General features: G+C 61.4%; 21 protein-coding genes and 3 pseudogenes. 16 read left to right on the forward strand and 8 right to left on the reverse strand.

The features are described 5' to 3' along the window. Window positions 1-12 precede the first annotated feature (12 nt). The 7 genes and pseudogenes from glpE to AB4N42_RS06015 all read right to left on the reverse strand — a co-directional run bounded on the left by glpE (window position 13) and on the right by AB4N42_RS06015 (window position 7,637). The gene (glpE, locus tag AB4N42_RS05985) at window positions 13-342 is read right to left on the reverse strand and encodes a thiosulfate sulfurtransferase GlpE (RefSeq protein WP_431147324.1); all 330 of its coding nucleotides are present in this window, start codon (window positions 340-342) and stop codon (window positions 13-15) included. A gap of 33 nt (window positions 343-375) precedes the next feature. Then, window positions 376-1,251, reverse strand: a complete 876-nt coding sequence (locus tag AB4N42_RS05990) for a symmetrical bis(5'-nucleosyl)-tetraphosphatase (RefSeq protein ID WP_431147327.1) — start codon at window positions 1,249-1,251, stop codon at window positions 376-378. Then, window positions 1,251-1,631, reverse strand: a complete 381-nt coding sequence (apaG, locus tag AB4N42_RS05995) for a Co2+/Mg2+ efflux protein ApaG (RefSeq protein ID WP_030139227.1) — start codon at window positions 1,629-1,631, stop codon at window positions 1,251-1,253. Before apaG ends, AB4N42_RS05990 begins: the two co-directional genes overlap by 1 nt. 107 nt (window positions 1,632-1,738) lie before the next feature. Next, window positions 1,739-2,559, reverse strand: a pseudogene (gene rsmA / locus AB4N42_RS06000) (16S rRNA (adenine(1518)-N(6)/adenine(1519)-N(6))-dimethyltransferase RsmA). Then, window positions 2,556-3,545 carry a 4-hydroxythreonine-4-phosphate dehydrogenase PdxA gene (gene pdxA, locus AB4N42_RS06005; RefSeq protein ID WP_460115971.1) on the reverse strand — a complete coding sequence of 330 codons (990 nt, stop codon included), beginning with the start codon at window positions 3,543-3,545 and terminating at the stop codon, window positions 2,556-2,558. Before pdxA ends, rsmA begins: the two are co-directional and overlap by 4 nt. Continuing rightward, window positions 3,542-4,858, reverse strand: a complete 1,317-nt coding sequence (surA, locus tag AB4N42_RS06010) for a peptidylprolyl isomerase SurA (protein ID WP_033864455.1) — start codon at window positions 4,856-4,858, stop codon at window positions 3,542-3,544. Before surA ends, pdxA begins: the two co-directional genes overlap by 4 nt. Then, on the reverse strand, window positions 4,839-7,637 hold the full coding sequence (locus AB4N42_RS06015; RefSeq protein WP_198797831.1) for an LPS-assembly protein LptD: 2,799 nt from the start codon (window positions 7,635-7,637) through the stop codon (window positions 4,839-4,841). The genes surA and AB4N42_RS06015 overlap by 20 nt, the downstream gene beginning before the upstream one ends. A gap of 130 nt (window positions 7,638-7,767) precedes the next feature. Here AB4N42_RS06015 and AB4N42_RS06020 point away from each other — a divergent pair, with 130 nt between their 5' ends. The 3 genes from AB4N42_RS06020 to AB4N42_RS06030 are packed head-to-tail and all read left to right on the forward strand — an operon-like array spanning window position 7,768 to window position 10,230. Then, window positions 7,768-8,793, forward strand: a complete 1,026-nt coding sequence (locus AB4N42_RS06020) for an aminoglycoside phosphotransferase family protein (RefSeq protein ID WP_030139222.1) — start codon at window positions 7,768-7,770, stop codon at window positions 8,791-8,793. Further along, complete coding sequence (gene murU, locus AB4N42_RS06025) at window positions 8,790-9,461, forward strand: N-acetylmuramate alpha-1-phosphate uridylyltransferase MurU (protein WP_030139221.1); 672 nt, start codon at window positions 8,790-8,792, stop codon at window positions 9,459-9,461. Before AB4N42_RS06020 ends, murU begins: the two co-directional genes overlap by 4 nt. 1 nt (window position 9,462) lies before the next feature. Continuing rightward, on the forward strand, window positions 9,463-10,230 hold the full coding sequence (locus AB4N42_RS06030; RefSeq protein WP_030139220.1) for a TerB family tellurite resistance protein: 768 nt from the start codon (window positions 9,463-9,465) through the stop codon (window positions 10,228-10,230). 165 nt (window positions 10,231-10,395) lie between these two features. On the opposite strand, the pseudogene AB4N42_RS06035 reads toward AB4N42_RS06030, so the two are convergent. Further along, window positions 10,396-11,386 (reverse strand): annotated as a pseudogene (locus AB4N42_RS06035) (alpha/beta hydrolase family protein). 74 nt (window positions 11,387-11,460) lie between these two features. On the opposite strand from AB4N42_RS06035, the gene AB4N42_RS06040 reads away from it, so the two are divergent. From AB4N42_RS06040 to trpC, 13 genes and pseudogenes are all read left to right on the forward strand, one after another. After that, on the forward strand, window positions 11,461-13,857 hold the full coding sequence (locus tag AB4N42_RS06040; RefSeq protein ID WP_198797828.1) for a PAS domain-containing sensor histidine kinase: 2,397 nt from the start codon (window positions 11,461-11,463) through the stop codon (window positions 13,855-13,857). Between the two features lie 62 nt (window positions 13,858-13,919). Then, the gene (locus tag AB4N42_RS06045) at window positions 13,920-14,549 is read left to right on the forward strand and encodes a response regulator (protein ID WP_460116373.1); all 630 of its coding nucleotides are present in this window, start codon (window positions 13,920-13,922) and stop codon (window positions 14,547-14,549) included. A gap of 343 nt (window positions 14,550-14,892) precedes the next feature. Continuing rightward, entirely contained in the window at window positions 14,893-16,017 is a 1,125-nt protein-coding gene (locus tag AB4N42_RS06050) for an ABC transporter ATP-binding protein (RefSeq protein ID WP_030139216.1), read from the forward strand. Window positions 16,018-16,066: 49 nt separating this feature from the next. Then, on the forward strand, window positions 16,067-17,110 hold the full coding sequence (locus AB4N42_RS06055) for an ABC transporter substrate-binding protein (RefSeq protein ID WP_003206153.1): 1,044 nt from the start codon (window positions 16,067-16,069) through the stop codon (window positions 17,108-17,110). Window positions 17,111-17,313: 203 nt separating this feature from the next. Then, complete coding sequence (locus AB4N42_RS06060; RefSeq protein ID WP_198797827.1) at window positions 17,314-18,561, forward strand: ABC transporter permease; 1,248 nt, start codon at window positions 17,314-17,316, stop codon at window positions 18,559-18,561. Window positions 18,562-18,574: 13 nt separating this feature from the next. Further along, on the forward strand, window positions 18,575-19,399 hold the full coding sequence (locus AB4N42_RS06065) for an ABC transporter permease (protein ID WP_030139214.1): 825 nt from the start codon (window positions 18,575-18,577) through the stop codon (window positions 19,397-19,399). 198 nt (window positions 19,400-19,597) lie between these two features. Continuing rightward, window positions 19,598-20,746, forward strand: a complete 1,149-nt coding sequence (locus AB4N42_RS06070; RefSeq protein ID WP_202334997.1) for an iron-containing alcohol dehydrogenase — start codon at window positions 19,598-19,600, stop codon at window positions 20,744-20,746. Window positions 20,747-20,824: 78 nt separating this feature from the next. Continuing rightward, complete coding sequence (gene rpe, locus AB4N42_RS06075; protein ID WP_202334998.1) at window positions 20,825-21,499, forward strand: ribulose-phosphate 3-epimerase; 675 nt, start codon at window positions 20,825-20,827, stop codon at window positions 21,497-21,499. Next, window positions 21,496-22,315: pseudogene (locus AB4N42_RS06080) on the forward strand (phosphoglycolate phosphatase). The gene rpe and the pseudogene AB4N42_RS06080 overlap by 4 nt, the downstream one beginning before the upstream one ends. A gap of 70 nt (window positions 22,316-22,385) precedes the next feature. Continuing rightward, window positions 22,386-23,867 (forward strand): anthranilate synthase component I, encoded by a 1,482-nt coding sequence (gene trpE / locus AB4N42_RS06085; RefSeq protein WP_030139210.1) that lies wholly within the window; start codon window positions 22,386-22,388, stop codon window positions 23,865-23,867. Window positions 23,868-23,951: 84 nt separating this feature from the next. Then, complete coding sequence (locus AB4N42_RS06090; protein WP_202334999.1) at window positions 23,952-24,545, forward strand: aminodeoxychorismate/anthranilate synthase component II; 594 nt, start codon at window positions 23,952-23,954, stop codon at window positions 24,543-24,545. A gap of 9 nt (window positions 24,546-24,554) precedes the next feature. Further along, entirely contained in the window at window positions 24,555-25,604 is a 1,050-nt protein-coding gene (trpD, locus tag AB4N42_RS06095; RefSeq protein WP_249877227.1) for an anthranilate phosphoribosyltransferase, read from the forward strand. Further along, on the forward strand, window positions 25,601-26,437 hold the full coding sequence (gene trpC, locus AB4N42_RS06100; protein ID WP_460115972.1) for an indole-3-glycerol phosphate synthase TrpC: 837 nt from the start codon (window positions 25,601-25,603) through the stop codon (window positions 26,435-26,437). Before trpD ends, trpC begins: the two co-directional genes overlap by 4 nt. Window positions 26,438-26,441: the final 4 nt, after the last annotated feature.

Consider the following 26,441-nt stretch of genomic DNA (forward strand, 5'->3'; position numbering starts at 1 on the left):
CGGCATAAAAAATTATTCGTGGGAGCCTTGCTCGGTTTCTCCAGGGTAAGTCGAGCGCCACAGCTCAAAACCACCGTCCAGGCTGTAGACGTCACTGAAGCCCTGGCTGATCAAGTAGGCCGCCGCACTCTGGCTGGAGTTGCCGTGGTAGCAGACCACGATGGTAGGCGCATCGAGATCAGCGGCCTGGATGAAAGCATGAAGGGAATGATTATCCAGATGCTTGGAGCCACTGATGTGCAAAGCTGCGAAAGTGGCGGGGTCGCGCACATCGACGACAACGGCGCTTTGTTCACGCAGGGCGTGGGCCTGTTCGGGAGGGATGCGTTTGAATTCGGTCATTTAGGACTCCTGTGGCCTGAAGCGCAAAGCCGATCAAAGGGCAGTGCCGGCCGGCAATGATGCGGTGGTCGATGGATGTGGTTTGGGGCGGCCTTTATCGTCGCAATCGCAGCGCAGCAGTTCGCCGGTGTCGACGTTCATCAGCGTCAACGCGCTGCCCCATACGCAGCCGGTATCGAGGGCAAAGACCCCGGGCTCGTCGCTTTGACCTTCAAGGGCCGCCCAATGACCAAAAATGATCTTCAGGTTACGGGTCTTGCGTTCCTTGTGCTTGAACCATGGCGCATAACCGGGTGGGGCGGTCTCGATGCCTTCCTTGCCCTTGAGATCCAGCTTGCCGTCGCGTGTGCAGAAACGCATGCGGGTGAAATAGTTGGTAATGACCCGAAGGCGGGCCGCGCCGGTCAGGTCATTGTCCCATTTGACCGGTTCGTTGCCGTACATGCCGTCCAGGTAGGGGCCGAACAGGTTGTCGTCCCGTAGCGCCTGCTCCACTTCGCTCGCGCACTTTAATGCCTTGCGCAGGGACCATTGGGGCGGAATGCCGGCATGGACCAGTGCAAGGTTGCGCGTCTCGTCGTAATGCATGAGCTTTTGCTGGCGCAGCCATTCGAGCAGCTCGACGCAATCAGGCGCGTCCAGGATCTCTTTCAAGGTATCGGATTTTTTCAGGCGCTCGATGTTCTGCCAGGCGGCCAGCAAGTGCAGGTCGTGGTTGCCAAGCACGCAGACCAGCGAATCGCGGATGCCATGGAGAAAGCGAAGGGTTTCGAGTGATTGCGGGCCGCGGTTGACCAGGTCGCCCACCAGCCACAGCGTGTCTTTTTGTGGATCAAACGCTACCCGTTCCAGCAGGCACCTGAGCGGGTCTAGGCAGCCTTGCAGGTCGCCCACCGCATACGTGGCCATCAGTGCAGCGCTCCGGGCACCGCCAGGCGAAAGGGCTTGATGATGGCGTCGAAGCGTTTACCGTCTTCGGCCAACATCTGGTAGGTACCCTGCATGGTGCCGACCTGGGTGGTCATCACCGTGCCGCTGCTATAGCTGTGGCTTTTACCTGCGTCGATCAACGGTTGCTGGCCGACCACGCCCTCGCCGCGGACTTCCTCGACGTGTCCGTCGCCATCGGTGATGACCCAGTGTCGCGACAATAGCCTGGCCGGCAAAGAGCCGTTGTTGCGCACCGTGATGGTATAGGCGAAAGCGAAACGGTTGTGTTCGGGTTGCGACTGTTCTGCCAGAAAGCGGGTGGCGACGCTGACGTCGACCTGATAACGAGGATCGGACATGCAAAAAGGCCTTAAGCGGGACGCGGACATGACTCAAGAGATTAGTCTAGGCCACGTATCGGGTAGTAAACCAGACCGGCGTACTGCCCGATAGCGGTCGTGGCCTGTTAGTTGGCAGCCGTCGTGGGCGTGACTTGTTCGCTGAGCTTGTCGGCCAGGCGCACGAAAGCCGCCAGGTCCAGCTGCTCGGGACGCAGGCTGCCATCGACGCCGATGCGGCTTCGATTTCGGCGCTGCTGAGCAACAGCTTCAAGGTGTTGCGCAGGGTTTTGCGACGCTGGTTGAAGGCTTCGCGCACGACGCGTTCCAGCAAGCGATGATCCTTTGCCGGATGCGGCAGGACCGCGTGGGGGACAAGCCGGACGATGGCGGAGTCGACTTTCGGTGGTGGGTTGAACGCGCCAGGCCCCACGTTGAACAGGTGATCCACGCGGCAGTGGTACTGGACCATGATCGACAAACGCCCCCAATCGCCGCCGCCAGGACCGGCGGCGAGGCGCTCGACCACTTCCTTCTGCAGCATGAAGTGCATGTCGCGGATCAGACTGGCATTGTTCAGCAGGTGAAAAATCAGCGGCGTGGAGATGTTGTATGGCAGGTTGCCCACGACTCGAAGGCTGCCCGGCGCGGCGTTCAGGCTGTTGAAGTCGAATTTCAGCGCGTCGCCTTGGTGCAGGTTGAAGTTGCTCTTGCCGGCGAATTGCTGGTTAAGGATCGGGACGAGGTCCTTGTCCAGTTCCACCACGTCCAGTTGTGCGCCGCTGCCGAGCAAACCTTCGGTCAGGGCACCTTGGCCCGGCCCGATCTCGAGCAGGCGGTCATCCACCTTGGCATTGATGGAGCGCAGGATGCGATCGATCACGCCAGCGTCATGCAGGAAGTTCTGGCCGAAGCGCTTGCGCGCACGGTGTTGGTATTGCTCGGTCATAAATGGGTCTCGGCCATCTGGTAGGCGGTTTCCAGTGCGACTTGCAGGCTGCCGGTGTCGATCCTGCCGCTGCCGGCCAGGTCCAGGGCAGTGCCGTGGTCCACCGAGGTACGGATGATGGGCAGGCCCAGGGTCACGTTGACCGCCGCGCCGAAGCCTTTGTACTTCAGCACGGGCAGGCCCTGGTCGTGGTACATCGCCAGCACCGCGTCGCAGTGCTCCAGATATTTGGGGGTAAACAGAGTGTCGGCCGGCAGCGGGCCACGCAAATCCATGCCCTCGCTGCGCAAGCGTTCCAATGTAGGTTCAATGATGTCGATTTCTTCGCGGCCCAGGTGTCCGCCTTCGCCGGCATGGGGGTTCAGCCCGCACACCAGGATACGAGGCTGGGCGATGCCGAATTTTTCCCGGAGGTCGGTGTGCAGTATCCGCGTGACCCGTTCCAGGCGTTGCGATGTTACGGCGTCGGCGACATCCTTCAGGGGCAGGTGAGTGGTGACCAGCGCCACGCGAAGGCCTCGGGTGGCGAGCATCATCACCACTTGCGCGGTCTGGGTCAGGTCGGCCAGGAACTCCGTGTGGCCGGAAAACGGTATGCCGGAGTCGTTGATCACGCCCTTGTGCACCGGCGCGGTGATCATGCCAGCGAAGGCTCCGTCCAGGCAGCCCTGGCCTGCGCGGGTCAGGGTTTCCAGGACGAACGCCGCGTTGGCGGTATCCAACTGTCCCGTCACGACCGGGGCGCCCAACGGGGTATCCCATACATACAGGCAGCCGGCAGGCGCCGGAGCATCCGGCCAGGCATCCGGCGTGACCGATAGCAGGTCGACCGCCACCCCCAACTGCGCGGCCCGCTCAATGAGCAGGTCGCGGCTGGTGATGGCAATCAGGGGGTGCGGCTGGGCTTGCGAGGCGAGCAGCAGGCACAGGTCGGGACCAATGCCGGCTGGTTCGCCGGGGGTCAGCGCGAAGCGCTTGGGTTTCACTGCGCTGCCTGGTCTGCGCCAGGGAGTTTGATTTCGACGTAGGCTTCGTCGCGAATCTGGCGCAGCCAGGTTTGCAACTCTTCGTCGTATTTGCGGTTACGCAATACCGTCATGGCCTGCTGCTCGCGCGCCTGGGTCGTGCTGTCGGTGGCGCGGCGGCCAAGGACTTCCAGCACGTGCCAGCCATAAGGGCTCTTGAACGGCTTGGACAGTTGGCCCTGCGGTGTTTCGGCCATGACCTGGCGGAATTCGGGAACCAGCGCATTCGGGTCGACCCAGTTCAGGTCGCCACCGTTCAGGGCCGAACCCGGGTCTTCCGAGAAGCTCTTCGCCAGCTCGGCGAAGTCCTCGCCAGAAGTGATCCGTTCGTAAAGCTTCTCGGCCAAACGCTTGGTTTCGGCTTCGCTGCGGATTTCACTCGGCTTGATCAGGATGTGGCGAACATGTACTTCGTCGCGAACCTGGGTGCCGCCACCGCGTTTTTCCAACAGCTTCAGGATGATGAAACCGCCGGGTGTACGGGCTGGCTGGGTGATGTCACCCACGGCCATGGAACTGAGCTCGCGGTCGAACGGAGGGGGCAGCTGAGCGGCTTTGCGCCAGCCCATGTCGCCGCCTTCCAGCGCGTTCTCGCTGGCGGAACGCGCCACGGCCATCTGGCCAAAGTCAGCGCCTTGCTTGAGTTGCTGGTAAACGTCCGTCGCCTGGCGATACGCACTCTGGATCGCTTCGGAGTTGGCGCTTTCCGGAGTGGGGATCAGGATGTTTGCCAGGTGCAGCTCTTCGGACAGCTGCATTTTGCCCAGGTCGGAAGCGAGAAAGTTCTTCACTTCCTGCTCGGACACCTGGATGCGTTCGGCCACACGACGCTGACGTACACGGCTGATGACCATCTCGCGACGGATCTGGTCGCGGGCGTCGTCAAAAGACAGGCCGTCGCGAGCCAGGGCAGCGCGGAACTGGTCGATGGTCATGTTGTTGCGCTGGGCAATGGTGCCGACAGCCTGGTTCAGCTCTTCATCGGTGATGCGGATGCCGGAACGTTCGCCAATCTGCAATTGCAGGTTTTCAACGATCAGGCGCTCAAGCACCTGCTGGTCCAGCACGCCCGGTGGTGGCAAGCCACCGCCACGCTTGGCAATGGTTTGCTGGACTTCATGGACACGCTGGTCCAGTTGGCTTTGCATGACCACGTCGTTGTCGACGATGGCCACGACCTTGTCGATGGATTGCACCGCGGCGTTGGCCGCGGTACCCAGGAACAGCGCGCCCAGCATCAGCGGGCGCAGACAATCAGAAAGCTTGGTCTTCACGTTCACGATAACCTTGAATGCCTTTGTCGAGGAAACTCTCTACCTTGGCGCCGGTGAGGCCGCCGAGTCCCTTCAGAACAATTTGGAGGAAGACGCCGTGGTCGCCTTTTTCGTTTTCCGGGGCGGCTTGACTGAACTCTTCATAGTCGACCCAGTAACGGTTGATCAGGCGCAGTTTCCAGCAGCAGTTGTCGTATTCGAAACCACCAAAGGCTTCCAGGGTACGGTTGCGGTTGTAGTCATACTGCCAGCGGCTGATGGCGTTCCACTGCGGCACGATCGGCCAGATGACCGAGAAGTCGTGCTGCTTGATCTTGTAGTAGTCCTTCACGTAACCGGGTGTACCCGGGGTGCCGTAGTCGCCACCGCCCACTTGCCATTGACCTGTGGCCTCGTCGTAGCGGACCTGGTCGTTGCGATAGCGATAACCGGCGTTGATGACTTTGTTCGGGTTGTCTTCCGGCTGGTAGTGGAACATCGCACTGCCCGAACGAGGGCTGTGAGTATCCGGATCCCAGTTGTAGGTCGCCGTGGTGCGCCAATCGCGGTTCCAGCGATATTCGTATTCCAAGGCGTACGGGGAAACGTCGGACTTGGCGTCTTCGCGAGTCTTGAAGTCGATGCCTGGCAGTTGGACTTCGCGATCCTTGAAGTACAAGGCCTGGCCAACGCTGACGCGTTGACGCTCGAAACCGTTTTCTTCGATCCAGCGGCTGGTCACGCCCAGGGACAGCTTGTTCTCGTCGCCGACACGGTCGGAGCCGGTGAAGCGGTTATCCCGGAACAGCGAGGAATAGCTGAAGGTCGATTCGCTGGTATCGAACACCGGGATATCGCTCTGGTCCTTCTCTGGTACATAGAGATAGAACAGGCGGGGCTCCAGGGTCTGGCGGTAGTTGGTGCCGAACCATTGGGTGTCGCGGTCGAAATACAGGCCGCTGTCGATGCTGGCGATTGGAACGCCACGGCTCTGGCTACTGCTGTAGGTGCCGCGCAGGCGATCGGCTTCGGCGTTCTGCGCCGCGACCTGCGATTTGCCCCTGCTGTCCAGGTCCAGATCATATTGGGTGTACTGGTATTTGAGCGACGGCTTGATATAGCCGTAGCTTGCGGTCATCGGCAGGCTCATCACAGGGGCCAGGTTCAGGCGATCGCCGTTAGCCCTGGCCAAGCCGCGGATGTTGTTGTCGAGGAACGGCTCAGTATTTCCGTCTTCGTCGGTGTAGTTACCGGTCCGCAAATCACGATCAAACCGCACCAGCTCGGTCTTGTACGCGAAATCCAGACCATACGGATGTTCGGGCAGAGAGCCGTTGAAAGTGATCTGAGGCAGGCGATTATAAGGCGTGACCTTCGAAATCGTCGCCATCTGGTAAGCCTGGGCATTCAACCGCGCGGTGTAGTTGTCACCGCGATAGCTGACGGCACCTTGCTGGTTCACATAGTCCCGCGATTCCACGCCGATCTGGTCGGTCTGGAGATCCTGGAAGTAGTACGGATCGCTGATCTTGGTGTAGTCGACTTCCGTCAGCACGCGCGAATCGAGGCCGCCCTTGTGCTGCCAGTTGTACATGTAGCGGGTCTTGTCGTAGTCGGTCTGCCCGCTACGCTCATCGTCTTCATCGTTGAGGTACGCGGCGCCGAACTGACCTTCACTGGATTTGGTCAGGTAACGGAATTCGCCTTCCATCAACATTCCGCGCTTGCCCATGTAGCGTGGGTACAACGTGGCGTCGTAGTTTGGCGCCAGGTTGAAATAGTACGGGGTGACCAGCAGTAAGCCGGTATCGCTGCCGCTGCCAATGGTCGGCGGCAGGAAGCCGGACTGGCGACGGTCGTCGATCGGGAAATAGATGTACGGCGTGTACAGGACCGGAATGTCCTTGACCCGCAATGTCACGTTGGTTGCAGTACCGAAACCGGTGGCCGGGTTCAAGGTGATGTTGTTGCCCTTGAGTGTCCAGGCGTTGCTGCTCGGTTCGCACGTGGTGTACGTACCGTCCTTGAGGCGGATGATCGCGTTCTCGGCGCGCTTGGCATAAAGCGCATTACCGCGGATGCGCGACTTGTGCATCACGTATTCGGCGTTGTCGACCTTGGCTTCGCCGGTGTCCAGCTGCACATCGGCGTGGTCGCCGACGATCAGCGCACCGTTGTCGCGAACCCGTACGTTGCCATTCAGCTCGCCACGGTTCTCGGCCTGGTACAGGCTGGCCTCGTCGGCTTCGACCTGCATGCTGCCCTGGCGCATGACCACGTCACCGGCCAGGGTCGCTACCTGCTGCTCCTGCTCGTAGCGCGAGGCCTTGGCGCCCAGGAAGGTCGGGGCATCGCTTTTGGCCGTCTTGTCGTTCATGCCAGGACGCGTCGGTTCGATATACGCGCCAGCGCAGTAGGGACCGGTTTCAGCCAGTTGAGCGGGCGTGAGGTTCTCGCGCGGAACCCAGTCCAGGTGACTGTAGTCTGCACTGCGCGACTTCAGGCCACGGCCCTTGGCTTCGGTGACCAGCATCGGCTTTTCACCGGCTTCTTCGCCAGAACCGCTTTCGGCCGGGGCGCTGCCGCTATCGGCTACTGCGCTGCCTTCATGCACGGGGCGCGGCGGCAATGCAGCGGCCGGCGTCTTGGGTGAACAGTCCCAGGCACCCGAAGCGGAGACGGAGCAGTCATACTGCTGCGCCGCGACGACGAATGAAGAGGCCAAAGGTTGCAGGGCCAGCAGACTGCCGGTGACCAGCAACGGAAATTTTTTACGAAACGCGGGGGATTTCAATGCCATCTTATTAGTCCGGGCTTCCTGCGTGCCATCTGCCCGCGGTGTGGGCCGCACGCCTCTCGATGGTCTGAAAAAGATGCTGGATAATAAAGCATGACCCGCTTGACGGCTAGCGCCGTCGGAGACCCTTGCAATGCCTGACCAAGATGTACGCTTGCAACACCTGAAAGTTTGGCTCGATGAGCAACTACCGATCCTTTTCACCCAGCAAGGTTGGGGCGCCGTGCCCCCGGCCACATTGACCGCGGCCAGCAGCGACGCGAGTTTCCGGCGGTATTTCCGTTGGGAAGGCGCGGGCCGCAGCTTGATCGTGATGGACGCGCCGCCGCCACAGGAAAACTGCAAACCCTTCGTCGATATTGCTTTTTTGCTGGCGAAATCCGGCATCAACGTGCCAAAAATTTATGCTGAAGACCTCGAACGCGGTTTTCTTTTGCTCAACGATTTGGGCAACCGGACGTATCTGGACGTGATCGACGGCGAAAATGCCGACGATTTGTTCCGCGATGCCCTGCAAGCCTTGTTGGCGTTTCAGCAACTGCCGATGGTGGCGCCACTGCCCAGCTATGACGTTGCTTTGCTGCGTCGCGAACTGGAGCTGTTCCCGGAGTGGTACGTCAAGCGCGAGCTGGGCATCGAACTCGATGCGACCCAGCAACAACTTTGGCAGCAAGCGTCCGAGCTATTGATCAACAGTGCCCTGGCCCAACCGAAAGTACTGGTGCACCGCGACTACATGCCGCGCAACCTGATGCTCAGCGAGCCCAATCCAGGCGTGCTGGATTTCCAGGATGCGGTTTATGGCCCGGTGACCTACGACGTGACCTGTCTGTTCAAGGACGCCTTCCTCAGTTGGCCCGAGGAGCGTGTGCGTGGTTGGCTGGAAAATTACTGGCAAGAAGCCGGTGCCCTCGGCATTCCGGTCCAGCCGGATTTCGAGGATTTCCTGCGCGCCAGCGACTTGATGGGCGTACAGCGCCATCTGAAGGTGATCGGCATCTTCGCGCGTATCTGCCATCGCGACGGCAAGCCGAGATACCTGGGTGATGTACCGCGGTTCTTCGCATATATAGAAGCGGTCATCGCTCGTCGTCCTGAATTGGCGCCGCTTGATGAACTGCTTTGCAGCCTGCGGCAATCGGCCGGAGCGACCGCATGAAGGCGATGATCCTGGCGGCAGGCAAGGGCGAGCGCATGCGGCCCCTGACGCTGACCACGCCCAAGCCTTTGATCCGCGTCGCCGGCGTTCCCTTGATCGAGTATCACCTGCGCGCGCTGGTTGCCGCCGGCTTCAGCGAGGTGGTGATCAATCACGCCTGGCTCGGCCAACAGATCGAGGATTACCTGGGAGACGGCTCGCGGTTCGGCGTGCGCATTGCCTATTCGGCGGAAGGCGAGCCATTGGAAACCGGTGGCGGCATCTTCCGCGCGCTACCGCTGTTGGACGACGAAGCGTTCGTGGTGGTCAATGGCGACATCTGGACCGACTTCGATTTCGGCACCTTGCATCGGCCGCTCGACGCCATGGCCCATCTGGTGTTGGTGGACAATCCCGAGCATCACCCCGGCGGGGATTTCATCCTGGCCGACGGAAAGGTTCATGAAGGCGCGCCGACGGCCGACAAACTGACCTATAGCGGGATCGCAGTCCTGCACCCGCGGCTGTTCGACGGTTGCGTTGACGGCGCGTTCAAGCTTGCGCCGTTGTTGCGCCGGGCCATGGCCCTGGAACAGGTCAGCGGCGAACGCCTGGACGGGCATTGGATAGATGTCGGGACTCATGAACGCTTGGCGCAGGTTGAAACATTGATAGAAGCGAGCCGTTGATATGTGGTGGCCAGGGACTCTGATCGGAGCGGGAGCGGGCTTTGCCATAGCCAGCATCCCGGGGGCCATGCTCGGCGCACTGTTGGGACAGGCGCTGGATCGGCGCCTGGACCTGCACAGCTGGGCGCAAGTGCGTGAGCGCCTGGGCGGTCGTCCGGCGTTGCGCAATGATGAATTGTTGTTCGTGTTGCTCGGACGCCTGGCGAAAAGCGATGGGCGCGTCGTCGATGGGCATATCCAGCAGGCTCGCCAAGAGATGCGCGCGCTCGACTTGAGCGAGCCGGCGCAACGTCGCGCCATCGCGGCGTTCAACCGGGGCAAGTCCGAGCACGATCGCTTGCGCGGTTATCTGCGCCGCCTCGCCCTCCAGCCCCATGCGGCTGAAGGCGTGCTACGGGCTTGCTGGCGGATGGTGTGGGCCGATGGCCGTGCAGGTGCGAGTGAGCGCGAGTTGCTTGCCCAATGGGGCAAGTGGTTGGGCTGGACGCCGCAGCAGGTCCAGGCGCTGGCGATCGATTACGAACCGCAGAAACTGTCGCGACCCAACAGCGGCGTGACTTACCAGGAGGCGTTGCGGCTGCTGGGCGTTTCCGCCACCAGTGAGCCGTCACAGATAAAGCGGGCTTACCGTCGGCTGCTCAGCCGCCACCACCCGGACAAGATCGCCGGTAGCGGGGCGACGCCCTTGCAGGTGCGTGAAGCGACTGACAGGACCCGGGAGCTGCATAACGCCTATAGGCTGATTCGCGAACGGCGGGATTTCCGCTAGCCGAGCGTCGAGCAATTGTGGCGAGGGGATTTATCCCCGCTGGAGTGCGAAGCGCTCCCAAAACCATTCATCAGGGAATTTCTGACACCCGCATCGACAATTTGGGGCCGCTTCGCACCACGGCGGGGATAAATCCCTCGCCACAATAATGGTTCACTTGAAGCGTTAGTCCGTTTGTGGATTCAACCAACCCCGAACCCGCCGGAACAACTGTTCCTGCTCCGCCGTTGCGTTGGGCAACGCCTTGAGGGCGACCTGGCTGAAATTCGACCCCTTCAATCGCTTGCTCGCTTGCAGGCGTTCCAGGGCCGCGTTGCGATCCAATGGTTTGTCCATATAGAAAATGTCGGCGGTGGCCAGCTTCAGGGTGGGCGTCAGTTCGGCCAGGCCCGGCGTGGCGGTGACGGGCGTTTGGGCCGCGACCATCACGAAGCGTTCGATCTGCGCGGGCTGCTTTTCGCTGAGGTAGCGCGCCGCCCAATAGGCACCAGTGCCGTGGCCCAGCAGCACGATGCTGCGGGCGCTCTGCTGTTCGGCGTAGGCCAGCGCCGCATCGATGCGGGCAAAAATCCGTTCGGCGTCGGCCTTGGCATGTTCTTCACCGGTTTCGGCGATGGCGGGATCTGCCGCATCGGCTTCGCCCCCGGCCACTTGCTCGATGGGGGCGGCGGTGGTGGCGTCCGGCGCTGCGGCCGCTACGTCCGCCGGTTTGGTTTCGGGCGGTGTTTCCACGGTGCGGGGTGCGATGACGTCGCTTTGCAGGTCCGGCAGCGTGATACTCAGGCTGCCCCATTCGGCATCCGGCAACTTTTTGCGCAATGGGCCGATTGCTTGAGGCCAGTCAGCTGTTTCGCCTGCGCCGGGGATTATGATGACCGCGCCCTTGGGATCGCTGGTGTTGGCTGGCTTCCACAGCGCAAGAAAAGCATCGCTGCCGGTTTGTAGCTGTTGTTGTTCCTGGGACGGGACCTTTCGTGCAAGCGCCGCCGCTTCTTCCTGGCTACGCTCGAGCAAGGGTTGACGTTCGGCCGGCTTCTCTTCGGCGGGTTGTTCCGCAGCGGCGGGGGCTGGTTCGCCGGCTGTGCACAGAAAATGCACTCGGCAGGATCAGCGACAGGCACAATGCTGGCAACGCCAGGCGATAAACAGAGGGCATCGGATATTCCATGACCAGAAGTATTTCCGGCAGCCTAATGGGTTGGTCAGTATTTGTCAGTGCGTGAGACTTCGATGATGCGTTTTTGCTGCCTGTGGGTTATCGGCTGTTTATGGCTTCCCTTGATGGCCTGGGCCGCGCCTGCGCCGCAGACCCATGACGTGCAACTCAATGGCGTCCAGCGCCAGTGGTTGGCGGAGCATCCGCAGCTACGGGTCGGCCTGGTGCTGCAGGCACCGTACGCGCAATACGACCGGCGCTTGCAGCGTTTGTCCGGTACCAACGTCGAGCTGATGCAGTGGTTGGGCAAGGCTTTGAACGTCGAACTGACCTGGCGCAACTTTCAGGACGTTGCGCAACTGGAAGAGGCGGTGCGTGATGGCAAGGTGGATGTCGCCCCAGGCCTGACCCAGACTCCGGTGGGGCTCAGGCTCTGGCAATTTTCCGACCCTTATATGCGTGTACCGCAACTGATCGTCGGCGCGCAGAAAGGCGCCGAAGGCGTGGAATTGGAGAAGCTCGACACTCAGAGCCGGGTTGCGGTGCGCATGCCCAGTGCCACGGCCGACTATCTGCGCAGCAACTATCCGGCGCTCAATTTGCAGGGTGTGCCGATGGAGCGTGAAGCCTTGCAGCTGTTGCTGACCCAGCAGGCCCGATACGCGGTGGTCGACGAGGCGCAGCTTGGACGGCTGATGGTCGAGCCCGAATTCGCCGAGCTGGCGGTGGTGGGCGACATCGGTTCGCCGCAATTGCTGCGGGTGGCCACACGCCGGGACTGGCCGCAGTTGGCCGAGATCATCGACAGCGCCTTGCAGGCCATCCCGGCGAAGGATCTGGAGCAACTGCACAGCCGCTGGCTCAAGCCAAAATATCCGCGCCTGACCGAGACCCCGGGCTTCTGGCAGAACCTGACGCTGTTGCTCCTGGCAATGCTGCTCAGCAGCGTGGCCATCGTATTCTGGCAGCGCCGCCAGCAGCGCTCGGTGGAGCGTCGCCTGCGTGCCGCGCGGGAAGACATCGCCCAACGCACCGCCAGCGAAGAAGCCTTGCGCTTGACCCAGTTTTCCATCGACCAGAGCACCGTCGGCATCCTCTGGGTCAACTGGGACAGTCATGTGCGCTACGCCAACCGTGCTGCCGAAACCATGCTCGGCTACGCGCAGGGCGCGATCATCGACCGGCCGCTGATCGACTTCGAGCCGGGCCTGCACATGGACCGCTGGCTGAACCTGTGGAAGCGTGCCCGTGCCAGTGAGGAGGGGCCACAGAGTTTCGAGACCGAGTGTGTGCGAGCGGACGGGAGCATCCTGCCGGCCGACGTTTCCTTGAGCTTCCTGCGTTTTCGTGATGCCGAATACCTGGTGGTCTACCTCAACGATGTGACGGAACGTCGACGTGCGCTGGCGGCTCTGCGCGAAAGCGAGGCGCGCCTGCAGGGCATCGCCGCCAACGTTCCGGGAATGGTCTTTCGCCTGGAGCGGGCATCGGTGACCGGACAGATCGACTTTGCCTACATCAGTGAAGGCAGCGAAAGCCTGGTGGGTTATTCCCCGGCAACCCTGGCCCGTAGCGATACCGGGCTGCGCAGTCTGGTGCACCCCGAAGACAAGTCTGGCTATCACCGTTCCCAGGACCAGGCGCTGGACAGCGACAGCGATTGGTCTTGGCAGGGACGTATCCTGACCCGCGAAGGCCTGGAGCGCTGGGCCGAGATCAAGGCGATCACCCGTCGCCTCGAAGATGGCGCCTACGTCTGGGACGGTATCGTCTGGGACATCACCGAAAGCAAGCGCATCGAACTGGAGCTGGCCAGTTCCCGGGAACAATTGCGTGAACTGTCGGCGCACCTGGAAAGCGTACGGGAAGAGGAAAAGGCGCGGATCGCCCGGGAAGTCCATGATGAACTGGGTCAGATGCTGACGGTACTGAAGCTTGAAACTTCCATGTGTGAATTGGCCTACGCACAACTCGATCCGGGCCTGCAGGAACGGCTCAACAGCATGAAGCGCCTGATTGCCCAGCTGTTCCAGTTGGTACGCGACGTGGCGACGGCGCTGCGCCCGCCGATCCTGGACGCCGGTATCGCCTCGGCCATCGAATGGCAGGCCCGGCGTTTCGAGGCGCGTACGCAGATCCCTTGCCTGGTGCAAGTACCTGACAACCTGCCGCCCTTGAGCGACGCCAAGGCCATCGGCCTGTTTCGGATACTCCAGGAGGCGCTGACCAATGTGATGCGCCATGCCCAGGCGCATACCGTAGAGTTGACGCTGGTGCAGGAAGACGACCAGTTGTGTCTGGCAGTCAGCGATGACGGTGTAGGATTCATTACTGACGCGGGACGGCCAACATCCTTTGGCCTGGTTGGCATGCGTGAGCGCGTGTTGATCATGGGCGGGCAGTTGACCCTCGACAGTGAGCCGGGGGAGGGCACGACCTTGTCGGTGCGCGTGCCATTACATGAGGCTTGATGGGATACACAAAACCTGTGGGAGCGAGCCTGCTCGCGAAGATCCCGAACCTGGAGAAGAACGTGATCCGTGTACTGGTAGCCGAAGACCACACCATTGTCCGCGAAGGCATCAAGCAGTTGATCGGCCTGGCCAAGGATCTGGTGGTGGTGGGGGAGGCGAGCAATGGCGAACAGTTGCTCGAGACCCTGCGCCACGTGCCCTGCGAAGTGGTGTTGCTGGATATTTCCATGCCGGGGGTCAATGGCCTGGAGGCGATCCCACGGATCCGGTCGCTGAACAATCCGCCGGCGATCCTGGTGCTGTCGATGCATGACGAGGCGCAAATGGCCGCGCGCGCCCTGAAGGTCGGTGCCGCCGGCTACGCCACCAAGGACAGCGACCCGGCCTTGCTGCTCATGGCGATTCGCAAGGTCGCCGCGGGCGGGCGCTACATTGATCCGGACCTGGCCGACCGCATGGTCTTCGAAGTTGGCCTGACCGACGCCCGGCCGCTGCACTCCCTATTGTCGGAGCGCGAATTTTCGGTCTTCGAACGCCTCGCCCAGGGCGCCAACGTCAACGACATCGCCCAGCAGTTGGCCTTGAGCAGCAAGACCATCAGCACCCACAAGGCGCGGCTGATGCAGAAGCTCAACATCACTTCGTTGGCTGAATTGGTGAAATACGCGATGGAGCACAAGCTGCTCTAACCCCCATCATCGTCCCCTTGTGGAGCGAGCTTGCTCGCGATAGCGTCAGATCATTCAGCACATAGGTAGCTGACAGACCGCCATCGCGAGCAAGCTCGCTCCCACAGGGTTAGTGTTGGCATATCCATTTGCGACACGCCCCAGCAGCGCTTTTGCCCCTACTTGCAGCTCGCCGCTCGAAACCCACCGCTGCATTTATCCAATCCCGCCATCCGTGTAGGGCAATCCCTACCCCGACTCTTCCATCCGGCTGAGGTGATTCTCTCCTGCGCCCCGATTTGCGTGGCCCCCAGGCTCCACTAGGCTTGATTCACAAGCAGTCATCAATACAAAAGGTGCGGGTATGAGCCAGGTCGATTCAAGCGCGGGGACCAGCGATGTGCTGGTCAGCTTTCGTGGTGTGCAAAAGAGCTACGACGGCGAGAACCTGATCGTCAAGGACCTCAACCTGGACATTCGCAAAGGCGAATTCCTGACCCTGCTCGGACCTTCCGGCTCCGGCAAGACCACCAGCCTGATGATGCTCGCCGGGTTCGAGACCCCGACCGCTGGCGAGATCCAGTTGGCTGGCCGCTCCATCAATAACGTGCCGCCGCACAAGCGCGACATCGGCATGGTGTTCCAGAACTACGCGTTGTTCCCGCACATGACCGTGGCCGAGAACCTGGCCTTTCCCTTGACCGTGCGCGGCTTGAACAAGAGCGACGTCGGTGACCGGGTCAAGCGTGTCCTGAGCATGGTGCAGTTGGACAGCTTTGCCCAACGCTATCCCGCACAGTTGTCCGGCGGCCAGCAGCAGCGGGTGGCCCTGGCCCGGGCGCTGGTGTTCGAACCGCAGTTGGTCCTGATGGATGAGCCTCTCGGCGCGCTGGACAAGCAATTGCGCGAACACATGCAGATGGAAATCAAGCATCTGCACCAGCGCCTCGGCGTGACCGTGGTCTACGTGACCCACGACCAGGGCGAAGCCCTGACCATGTCCGACCGCGTAGCCGTGTTCCACCAGGGCGAGATCCAGCAGATTGCCCCGCCGCGCACACTCTACGAAGAACCGAAAAACACCTTCGTCGCCAACTTCATCGGCGAAAACAACCGCCTCAATGGACGCCTGCACAGCCAGACCGGCGATCGCTGCCTGGTGGAGCTGGGGCGCGGAGAGAAAGTCGAGGCCCTGGCCGTCAATGTCGGCAAACCTGGCGAGCCGGTCACGCTGTCGATCCGGCCGGAGCGGGTAAGCCTTAACGGCTCCAGCGAACAATGTGTCAACCGCTTCTCAGGGAGGGTGGCGGAATTCATCTATCTGGGCGACCACGTCCGGGTTCGCCTGGAAGTCTGCGGCAAGAATGACTTCTTCGTGAAACAGCCGATTGCCGAGCTCGATCCCGCGCTCGCCGTCGGGGACGTGGTTCCGCTTGGCTGGCAAGTCGAGCATGTGCGTGCGCTCGATCCCCTTCTAGAGGCGAACTGATCGCCCCCTGCTGTACCAACACCAACCCTGCACGTGGAGAGAACAATAAATGTTGAGATCCCTGAAGTTCACAGCCCTGACACTGGGCATGATGGGTGCGGCAAGCGCGATGGCGGCGGGCCCGGACCTGACCGTGGTGTCTTTCGGCGGGGCGAACAAGGCGGCTCAGGTCAAAGCCTTCTACGCACCGTGGGAAGCGGCCGGCAACGGCAAGATCGTGGCGGGCGAATACAACGGCGAAATGGCCAAGGTCAAGGCCATGGTCGATACCAAGAGCGTTTCCTGGGACCTGGTGGAAGTCGAGTCGCCGGAGTTGTCCCGCGGTTGTGACGAAGACATGTTCGAACAACTGGATCCGGCCCTGTTCGGCAAAGCTGAAGATTACGTCAAGGGCGCCATCCAGCCTTGTGGCGTAGGTTTCTTCGTATGGTCGACCGTGTTGGCCTATAACGCCGACAAGCTGAAGACTGCGCCGACCAGTTGGGCTGACTTCTGGGACACCAAGCAGTTCCCGGGCAAGCGCGGCCTGCGCAAGGGCGCCAAGTACACCTTGGAATTCGCCCTGATGGCCGACGGCGTAGCGCCGAAAGACGTCTACAAAGTGCTGGCCGGCAAAGATGGCCAGGACCGCGCGTTCAAGAAACTCGACGAACTCAAGCCGAACATCCAGTGGTGGGAAGCCGGTGCGCAACCGCCGCAATACCTCGCTTCCGGTGACGTGGTCATGAGCTCGGCCTACAACGGCCGGATCGCCGCGGTACAGAAAGAAAGCAATCTGAAAGTGGTGTGGAACGGCGGCATCTACGACTTCGACGCGTGGGCTATCCCCCGTGGCCTGGACAAGACCCGCGCCGAAGCGGCGAAGAAATTCATCGCCTTCTCGGTGGCGCCACAGCAGCAGAAGACCTACTCGGAAAACATCGCCTACGGCCCGGCCAATACCCAGGCGGTGCCGTTGCTGGCCAAGGATGTCCTGAAAGACATGCCGACCACCCCGGAAAACATCGCCAACCAAGTGCAGATCGACGTCAGCTTCTGGGCTGACAACGGCGAGCAACTGGAGCAGCGCTTCAACTCCTGGGCGGCGAAGTAACCCGACGGTCTGAAACTGGACGAGATCCATGTGGGAGCGAGCTTGCTCGCGATAGCGGTCTGTCAGGCACATCAATCTTGAATGTGCCGCAGCCATCGCGAGCAAGCTCGCTCCCACAGGCTCTTTCATCGACCCGGGTGTTTCAACAGAACAGAGGCGGCCCGCCGCCCCTGTAACGATCAAGAAGATTTGCGGAGTTCGCCATGGCCATCGCCGTTCCAATGAACGCGGGCACCAGCCCCACCCTCAAGCAGCGGCTCAAGCGCGCCGAGCGGGTCAACCGCTGGAAGGCCCAGGCCCTGATCGCGCCGCTGGTACTGTTTCTGTTGCTGGTGTTCCTGGTGCCAATCGTCGCGCTGCTGTTCAAAAGCGTCAGCAACCCGGAAGTCGTGGGCGCCATGCCGCGCACCGTCGCTGCCGTCGCTGCCTGGGACGGACGTGGTTTGCCCGGCGAGCCGGTGTACAAGGCTGCCAGCGAAGACCTGGCTGAAGCCCGCAAAAATCAAACGCTGGGCGACTTGTCCAAGCGACTGAACATGGAATCGGCCGGCTATCGCAGCCTGCTGACGAAAACGGCCCGGGCGCTGCCGTTCGCGACTGAGCCCGCCTCTTATAAAGAAGCATTGGAAGGCCTCGACGAGCGTTGGGGCGATCCGGCGTACTGGCAAGTGATCCGCCGCAACACCAGTAACGTCACGCCGTATTACCTGTTGGCGGCTGTCGACCACCGCATCGACGATCTCGGCGAACTGGCGCCAGCCACCCCCGACCAGGCGATCTACCTGGACATCTTCACCCGTACTTTCTGGATGGGCCTGGTGATCACCGCGATCTGCCTGGTACTTGCCTATCCGCTGGCCTACCTGCTGGCGAACCTGCCGTCGCGTCAAAGCAACCTGCTGATGATCCTGGTGCTGCTGCCGTTCTGGACTTCGATCCTGGTGCGGGTGGCGGCGTGGATCGTGCTGCTGCAGTCCGGTGGGTTGATCAACAGCGCGTTGATGGCCATGGGTGTCATCGATAAACCGCTGGAGCTGGTGTTCAACCGCACCGGCGTCTACATCTCGATGGTCCACATCCTGCTGCCGTTCATGATCCTGCCGATCTACAGCGTGATGAAGGGCATCTCGCCCACCTACATGCGGGCGGCGATTTCCCTGGGCTGCCACCCGTTTGCCAGTTTCTGGCGGGTCTACTTCCCGCAGACCTATGCAGGTGTCGGCGCCGGGTGCCTGTTGGTGTTCATCCTTGCCATCGGCTACTACATCACCCCGGCGCTGCTGGGCAGTCCGAACGACCAGATGGTCAGCTATTTCGTCGCGTTCTACACCAACACCAGCATCAACTGGGGCATGGCGACGGCGCTCGGCGGGCTGCTGTTGCTCGCGACCATCGTGCTTTATCTGATTTACAGCTGGCTGGTGGGCGCCAGTCGCCTGCGCCTGAGCTAAGGGGAGATCTGAAATGCTGAGTCCTTACATGTCCCCCGTCGAACGGGTGTGGTTCTACAGCTTGCGCATACTTTGCGGGCTGGTCCTGTTGTTCCTGATCCTGCCGGTGCTGGTGATCATTCCGTTGTCGTTCAACTCAGGCAGCTTCCTGGTCTATCCGCTGCAGGGCTTTTCGTTGCAGTGGTATCACGACTTCTTCGCTTCGGCGGAGTGGATGCGGGCCTTGAAGAACAGCATCATCGTTGCCCCGGCGGCTACATTGCTGGCGATGATCTTCGGTACGCTGGCGGCCATTGGCCTGACTCGCGGCGATTTCCCGGGCAAGGCGCTGGTGATGGCCCTGGTGATTTCCCCGATGGTGGTGCCGGTGGTGATCATCGGCGTGGCGAGCTATCTGTTTTTCGCACCGCTGGGCATGGGTAACAGCTTCTTCTCCTTGATCATCGTCCACGCCGTGCTGGGCGTACCGTTCGTCATCATCACGGTCTCGGCGACGCTGCAGGGTTTCAACCACAACCTCGTCCGGGCAGCTGCAAGTCTCGGGGCGTCGCCATTGACCGCGTTTCGTCGGGTGACCCTGCCGCTGATCGCCCCAGGCGTGATCTCTGGTGCGCTGTTCGCCTTCGCGACGTCGTTCGACGAGGTGGTCGTAACCCTGTTCCTGGCCGGCCCCGAGCAGGCAACGTTGCCACGGCAGATGTTCAGCGGTATCCGCGAAAACCTCAGCCCCACCATCGCGGCGGCGGCGACGTTGCTGATTGCCTTCTCGGTGATCCTGCTGCTGACCCTGGAGTGGTTGCGTGGGCGTAGCGAGAAGCTGCGGACCAGCCAGGTCTGAGGCCTGCGTTGGCCCTGTGGGAGCGGGCTTGCTCGCGAAAGCGGTGTATCAGTCGACATAAATGTTGAATGTTCCGCCGCTTTCGCGAGCAAGCCCGCTCCCACATTGAATTCGCGGTGTATCTGAGCTCAATCGCGGACAACCCTCAATCCCGAGCTATCCTTGTGCCAGCCCATACTCGAACAAGAGGCCGCGCACATGAGTCTTTCCTCATTCAAGATCGCCCACAAACTGATCACCGGTGCCGCTGCCATCGAGCAACTGGCCGCCGAGTTGACGCGCCTGGACGTCGACAATCCACTGATCGTGACCGACGCAGCGCTGGTCAAGTCCGGCACGGTGGAACTGGCGCTGCAGCACCTGGGCGGACGCGACTACGAGATTTTCGACCGGGTCATGCCAGACCCGGAAATCGCCATCGTCGAAGATTGCATGCAAGCCTACCGCGACGGTGGCCATGATGGACTGATCGGCCTGGGCGGCGGCAGTGCCATCGATATCGCCAAATGCGTGGGTGTCTACGCCGGTTACCACGGCGAGCTGCAGGATATGTTCGGTGTCGATCAGGTGCCGCGCAAAGGCCCGCCGATGATCGCCATTCCTACCACCGCCGGTACCGGTTCGGAAGTGACCAACGTGGCGATCCTCTCCGACAAGGCCGCCCAGCTGAAAAAAGGCATCGTCAGCGATTATCTGTTGCCGGATGTGGCGCTGGTCAGCCCGCAGATGACCCTCACATGCCCGCGCGGCGTAACGGCTGCCAGTGGCGTCGACGCGCTGGCGCATGCCATCGAGGCCTACCTGTCGCTCAACGCCTCGCCGATTACCGATGCACTGGCCATTGGCGCAATCAAGCTGATCACCCGGGCTCTGCCCAAGGCCTACGCCAACCCTAACCATCTGCAAGCCCGCGAAGACATGGCCACCGCCAGCCTGATGGCCGGCATGGCCTTCGGCAATGCCGGGGTTGGGGCTGTGCATGCGCTGGCATATCCGTTGGGCGGGCGTTTCCACGTATCCCACGGGGTCGCCAATGCGTTGCTGCTGCCCTATGTAATGGCGTGGAACAAAATGGCCTGTGTCGAGCGCATGCGCGACATCGCCGAGGCCATGGGCATCAGGACCGCTCACCTGAGCGACCTTGAAGCCGCCGACGAGGCTGTCGATGCGATGGTCGCCTTGTGCGCCGCGGTGCAGATCCCCCAAGGCCTGAGCGGCCTGGGCGTGACCGAGGACGTGATCCCGTCCATGGCGGTGGAGGCTGCGGGGATCGAGCGCCTGATGCGCAACAATCCGCGCCAACTGAGCGCCGCCGATATCGAGAAGATCTACCGCGCGGCGTATTGATCGACTGTCACGGTGGGCGCGCCAAATCTTGAGGTATACAATGCGCGCCATCGTGATTTCGCTCAAAACAGGTGCGTCATGCAGCCCTTCGCTATTGCTCCGTCGATTCTCTCCGCCGACTTCGCCCGCCTGGGCGAGGAAGTGGACAACGTTCTGGCCGCCGGGGCCGACATCGTGCACTTCGATGTCATGGACAACCACTATGTACCCAACCTGACCATCGGCCCGATGGTCTGCGCGGCGCTGCGCAAGTACGGCATTACTGCGCCGATCGACGCGCACCTGATGGTCAGCCCGGTGGACCGCATCGTCGGTGATTTCATCGAGGCGGGCGCGACCTACATCACCTTCCACCCGGAAGCCACGCTGCATGTCGATCGCTCCCTGCAACTGATCCGCGAAGGCGGTTGCAAGGCCGGCCTGGTATTCAACCCGGCTACGCCGCTGGACGTATTGAAATACGTGATGGACAAGGTCGACATGGTCCTGCTGATGAGCGTCAACCCTGGCTTCGGCGGGCAGAAGTTCATCCCGGGCACCCTCGACAAGCTGCGCGAAGCTCGCGCATTGATCGATGCCTCGGGGCGTGACATCCGCCTGGAAATCGACGGCGGCGTGAACGTGAACAATATCCGTGAAATCGCTGCGGCCGGCGCCGACACCTTTGTCGCCGGTTCGGCGATCTTCAATGCGCCGAACTACCAAGAGGTGATTGCAAAAATGCGCGCCGAACTGGCCTTGGCGCGTCCATGAGCGGCTTCGAGCAGCTGTTTCCCGGCAGCCTGCCGCGCCTGGTGATGTTCGACCTGGATGGCACACTGGTCGATTCGGTACCGGATCTCGCGGCCGCCGTGGACAGCATGCTGCTCAAGCTCGGACGCCCACCCGCTCGGCATCGACGCGGTGCGCCAGTGGGTGGGCAACGGTGCGCCGATGCTGGTGCGTCGGGCCCTGGCCAACCACATCGATGCCCAAGGCGTCGATGAAGCCGAAGCCGAACGGGCCATGGAACTGTTCAATGAAGCCTACGAAGGCAACCACGAACTGACCGTGGTCTACCCCGGTGTGCGTTCCGCGCTCAAATGGCTGCACAAGCAAGGCGTGGAAATGGCGCTGATCACCAACAAGCCGGAGCGCTTCGTCGCGCCGCTGCTGGACCAGATGAAAATCGGCCGTTATTTCCGCTGGATCATCGGCGGCGATACGTTGCCGCAGAAAAAACCCGACCCTGCGGCGCTGTTCTTCGTGATGAAAATGGCCAACATCCCGGCCTCACAGTCGTTGTTCGTCGGTGATTCGCGCAGCGATGTACTGGCGGCGAAAGCGGCAGGCGTCAAGTGCGTGGCGTTGAGCTACGGTTATAACCATGGCCGGCCGATCGCCGAAGAGTTTCCGACGTTGGTGATCGATGACTTGCGTCTGTTAATTCCCGGTTGCCTGGACCCGGCCGCTGAGATAACGTTGCCCGACGCTGTTCAATCCTCTTCTGGAAACGCCATCGTGGTGGTCACTCGCAAACTCTGGATGAAAGTCATGAAGGCCCTGGCCCGCTGGCGTTGGCGCGCCTGACTTGATCCTGGCCGGTTATCCGGCGCGTTTGCATACCTGACTGTCAGCTCCTCTTGCCACGAGGCACCCCATGATCCGCGAAGAATTCCTGCGTCTAGCCGCTGCCGGCTACAACCGCATCCCGCTCGCCTGCGAAACCCTGGCCGACTTCGACACGCCGCTGTCGATCTACCTCAAGCTGGCCGACCAGCCCAACTCCTACCTGCTCGAATCGGTGCAGGGCGGCGAGAAATGGGGTCGTTATTCCATGATTGGCTTGCCGTGTCGTACGGTGCTGCGGGTGCATGGCCATCGCATCAGCGTGACCCACGACGGCGTCGAGATCGAAAGCCTCGACGTCGAGGATCCGCTGGCGTTCGTCGAATCCTTCAAGGCCCGCTACAACGTGCCAACCATCCCGGGCCTGCCCCGTTTCAACGGTGGCCTGGTCGGATATTTTGGCTACGACTGCGTGCGCTACGTGGAAAAACGTCTCGGCACCTGCCCGAATCCTGACCCGCTGGGCGTGCCGGACATCCTGCTGATGGTCTCCGACGCTGTGGTGGTCTTCGATAACCTCGCCGGCAAGATGCATGCGATTGTCCTGGCAGACCCGTCCCAGGAAGATGCCTACGAGCAAGGTCAGAAAAGCCTGCAGGCGCTGTTGGAAAAGCTCCGTCAACCGATCACGCCGCGCCCAGGCCTGGATTTCAGCAAGCAGTCGGCCGCCGATCCGGTGTTCCGTTCCAGCTTCACCCAGGATGACTATGAACGGGCCGTCGATACCATCAAGGAATACATCCTTGCCGGTGACTGCATGCAAGTGGTGCCGTCGCAACGGATGTCCATCGACTTCAAGGCGGCGCCCATCGACCTCTACCGGGCGTTGCGCTGCTTCAACCCGACGCCCTACATGTACTTCTTCAATTTCGGCGATTTCCACGTCGTGGGCAGTTCGCCGGAAGTGCTGGTGCGGGTCGAAGACAACCTGATCACCGTCCGACCGATCGCCGGTACTCGCCCCCGTGGCGCCACGGGGGAAGCGGACCGGGCCCTCGAAGAGGACCTGCTGTCGGACGACAAGGAAATCGCCGAGCACCTGATGCTGATCGACCTGGGGCGCAACGACACCGGGCGTGTCTCGGAGATCGGTTCGGTAAAACTCACCGAAAAAATGGTCATCGAGCGCTATTCCAACGTGATGCACATCGTGTCCAACGTTACCGGGCAGTTGAAAGCCGGGTTGACGGCCATGGACGCCTTGCGGGCGATTCTGCCGGCCGGCACGTTGTCGGGCGCACCGAAAATCCGGGCGATGGAAATCATCGACGAACTGGAACCGGTCAAGCGCGGTGTGTACGGCGGGGCGGTGGGTTACTTCGCCTGGAACGGCAACATGGACACCGCTATTGCGATTCGTACCGCGGTCATCAAGAACGGCGAACTGCACGTACAGGCTGGCGGTGGCATCGTTGCTGACTCGGTGCCGGCATTGGAGTGGGAAGAAACCCTGAACAAGCGTCGGGCGATGTTCCGTGCCGTGGCGTTGGCGGAGCAGACTTCAGGCGACTGAAGTCCTCCCTCGACAACCTGTGGCCAAGGGCTTTCCCGTCCCAAAGGCCGTTTTTAAGTCAGTGAATCAAAAGGTTGCTACGCCATGTTGCTGATGATCGATAATTACGACTCCTTTACCTACAACGTTGTGCAGTACCTTGGCGAGCTCGGTGCCGAGGTCAAGGTGGTGCGCAACGACGAGCTGACCATCGCCGAAATCGAGGCCCTCAAGCCTGAGCGCATCGTGGTCTCCCCTGGCCCGTGTACGCCGACCGAAGCGGGCATTTCCATCGAAGCGATCAAGTATTTTGCCGGCAAGCTGCCGATCCTCGGCGTGTGCCTGGGCCATCAGTCGATCGGACAGGCGTTCGGTGGCGATGTCGTGCGCGCCCGACAAGTCATGCATGGCAAGACCAGCCCGGTGTTCCATGAAGACAAGGGCGTATTCGAAGGCCTGAATCATCCGCTTACCGTCACCCGCTACCACTCCCTCGTCGTCAAGCACGATACGCTGCCCGACTGCTTGGAGTTGACTGCCTGGACCCAGCTCGAAGACGGTTCGGTCGACGAGATCATGGGGTTGCGACACAAGACGTTAAATATCGAAGGTGTGCAATTCCACCCTGAGTCTATCCTCACTGAACAGGGCCACGAGCTGTTCGCCAATTTCCTCAAACAAACCGGCGGCACGCGCTAAGGACTTTTCATGGATATCAAGACAGCCCTGAACCGTATCGTCGGCCAGCTCGACCTGAGCACCGATGAAATGCGCGACGTGATGCGCGAAATCATGACTGGCCAATGCACGGATGCGCAGATTGGTGCGTTCATGATGGCCATGCGCATGAAGAGCGAGAGCATCGACGAAATCGTCGGTGCCGTGACCACCATGCGGGAACTGGCGGACAAGGTCGAACTCAAGACGCTGGACGGCGTGGTGGACGTGGTAGGGACCGGCGGTGATGGTGCCAATATCTTCAACGTGTCCACCGCCTCGGCATTTGTCGTCGCTGCGGCGGGTTGCACTGTCGCCAAGCATGGCAACCGTGCGGTCTCGGGCAAGAGCGGCAGTGCCGACCTGCTGGAGGCTGCGGGTATCTACCTGAACCTGACCCCGGTTCAGGTGGCTCGCTGTATCGATAGCGTGGGCATCGGCTTCATGTTCGCCCAGACCCACCACAGTGCCATGAAGCATGCCGCCGCGCCCCGTCGGGAGTTGGGCTTGCGCACGCTGTTCAATATGCTCGGCCCGCTTACGAATCCGGCCGGTGTGAAGCATCAGGTGGTGGGAGTATTCAGCGAGGCGTTGTGCCTGCCTCTGGCCGAGGTATTGCAACGTCTGGGTAGCAAGCACGTGCTGGTGGTCCATTCGAAGGATGGCCTGGATGAGTTCAGCCTGGCGGCGCCCACCTTCGTGGCTGAGCTAAAAAATGATCAGATTACGCAGTACTGGGTCGAACCTGAGGACCTGGGCATGAAGAGCCAGAGCCTCCATGGGCTGGCAGTGGATGGCCCGGCCCAGTCGCTGGAATTGATCCGCGATGCCTTGGGGCGCCGTAAGACCGAGAATGGCCAGAAGGCAGCCGAGATGATCGTGCTCAACGCGGGTGCCGCGTTGTACGCCGCCGATCATGCCAGTAGCCTCAAGCAAGGTGTCGAGCTCGCCCATGATGCGCTGCACACCGGCCTGGCCCGTGAAAAACTGGAAGAATTGGGCGCGTTTACCGCCGTATTCAAAGTGGAGAATGAAGGATGAGCGTGCCAACGGTTCTGGAAAACATTCTGGCTCGCAAGAAGCAGGAAGTCGCCGAGCGCAGTGCCCGGGTCAGCTTGGCCGAGTTGGAAAACCTCGCACGTTCGGCCGATGCGCCTCGCGGCTTTGCCCAGGCGCTGATCGAACAGGCGAAGAAGAAGCAGCCGGCGGTGATTGCCGAAATCAAGAAGGCTTCCCCCAGCAAAGGTGTGATTCGCGGGCATTTCGTTCCGGCCGACATCGCCAAGAGCTACGAGAATGGCGGCGCGACCTGCCTTTCGGTGCTGACCGATGTGGATTTTTTCCAAGGCGCCGACGACTATCTCAAGCAGGCGCGGGCGGCATGCAAGCTGCCGGTGATCCGCAAGGATTTCATGATCGACCCGTACCAGATCGTCGAGGCCCGGGCCTTGGGCGCCGATTGCGTGCTGTTGATCGTTTCCGCCTTGGACGACGTGAAGATGGCCGAGTTGGCCGCGGTTGCGAAGGGCGTCGGCTTGGATGTGCTGGTGGAAGTCCACGATGGCGAAGAGCTGGAGCGGGCCCTCAAGACCCTGGATACCAAGCTGGTCGGCGTGAACAATCGCAACCTGCACACCTTCGAAGTCAACCTGGAAACGACCTTGGACCTGTTGCCGCGAATCCCCCGTGATCGGCTGGTCATCACCGAAAGCGGCATCCTCAACCGGGCCGATGTCGAGTTGATGGAAATCAGCGACGTGTATTCGTTCCTGGTGGGCGAAGCGTTCATGCGGGCCGAAAGCCCGGGCATGGAGTTGCAACGGTTGTTCTTTCCCGAGCGCAGCGTTCCGGTGACTGGCTCGACGTTGGACTGAACGA

It is taken from the genome of Pseudomonas sp. H2_D02 (assembly GCF_054677635.1).

Bases quoted from the DNA above. Each gene is read 5' to 3' on its own strand.
- glpE (WP_431147324.1), bottom strand. From the start codon at position 342: ATGACCGAATTCAAACGCATCCCTCCCGAACAGGCCCACGCCCTGCGT.
- AB4N42_RS05990 (WP_431147327.1), bottom strand. From the start codon at position 1,251: ATGGCCACGTATGCGGTGGGCGACCTGCAAGGCTGCCTAGACCCGCTC.
- apaG (WP_030139227.1), bottom strand. From the start codon at position 1,631: ATGTCCGATCCTCGTTATCAGGTCGACGTCAGCGTCGCCACCCGCTTT.
- AB4N42_RS06015 (WP_198797831.1), bottom strand. From the start codon at position 7,637: ATGGCATTGAAATCCCCCGCGTTTCGTAAAAAATTTCCGTTGCTGGTC.
- AB4N42_RS06020 (WP_030139222.1), top strand. From the start codon at position 7,768: ATGCCTGACCAAGATGTACGCTTGCAACACCTGAAAGTTTGGCTCGAT.
- murU (WP_030139221.1), top strand. From the start codon at position 8,790: ATGAAGGCGATGATCCTGGCGGCAGGCAAGGGCGAGCGCATGCGGCCC.
- AB4N42_RS06030 (WP_030139220.1), top strand. From the start codon at position 9,463: ATGTGGTGGCCAGGGACTCTGATCGGAGCGGGAGCGGGCTTTGCCATA.
- AB4N42_RS06040 (WP_198797828.1), top strand. From the start codon at position 11,461: ATGATGCGTTTTTGCTGCCTGTGGGTTATCGGCTGTTTATGGCTTCCC.
- AB4N42_RS06050 (WP_030139216.1), top strand. From the start codon at position 14,893: ATGAGCCAGGTCGATTCAAGCGCGGGGACCAGCGATGTGCTGGTCAGC.
- AB4N42_RS06055 (WP_003206153.1), top strand. From the start codon at position 16,067: ATGTTGAGATCCCTGAAGTTCACAGCCCTGACACTGGGCATGATGGGT.
- AB4N42_RS06060 (WP_198797827.1), top strand. From the start codon at position 17,314: ATGGCCATCGCCGTTCCAATGAACGCGGGCACCAGCCCCACCCTCAAG.
- AB4N42_RS06065 (WP_030139214.1), top strand. From the start codon at position 18,575: ATGCTGAGTCCTTACATGTCCCCCGTCGAACGGGTGTGGTTCTACAGC.
- AB4N42_RS06070 (WP_202334997.1), top strand. From the start codon at position 19,598: ATGAGTCTTTCCTCATTCAAGATCGCCCACAAACTGATCACCGGTGCC.
- rpe (WP_202334998.1), top strand. From the start codon at position 20,825: ATGCAGCCCTTCGCTATTGCTCCGTCGATTCTCTCCGCCGACTTCGCC.
- trpE (WP_030139210.1), top strand. From the start codon at position 22,386: ATGATCCGCGAAGAATTCCTGCGTCTAGCCGCTGCCGGCTACAACCGC.
- AB4N42_RS06090 (WP_202334999.1), top strand. From the start codon at position 23,952: ATGTTGCTGATGATCGATAATTACGACTCCTTTACCTACAACGTTGTG.
- trpD (WP_249877227.1), top strand. From the start codon at position 24,555: ATGGATATCAAGACAGCCCTGAACCGTATCGTCGGCCAGCTCGACCTG.
- trpC (WP_460115972.1), top strand. From the start codon at position 25,601: ATGAGCGTGCCAACGGTTCTGGAAAACATTCTGGCTCGCAAGAAGCAG.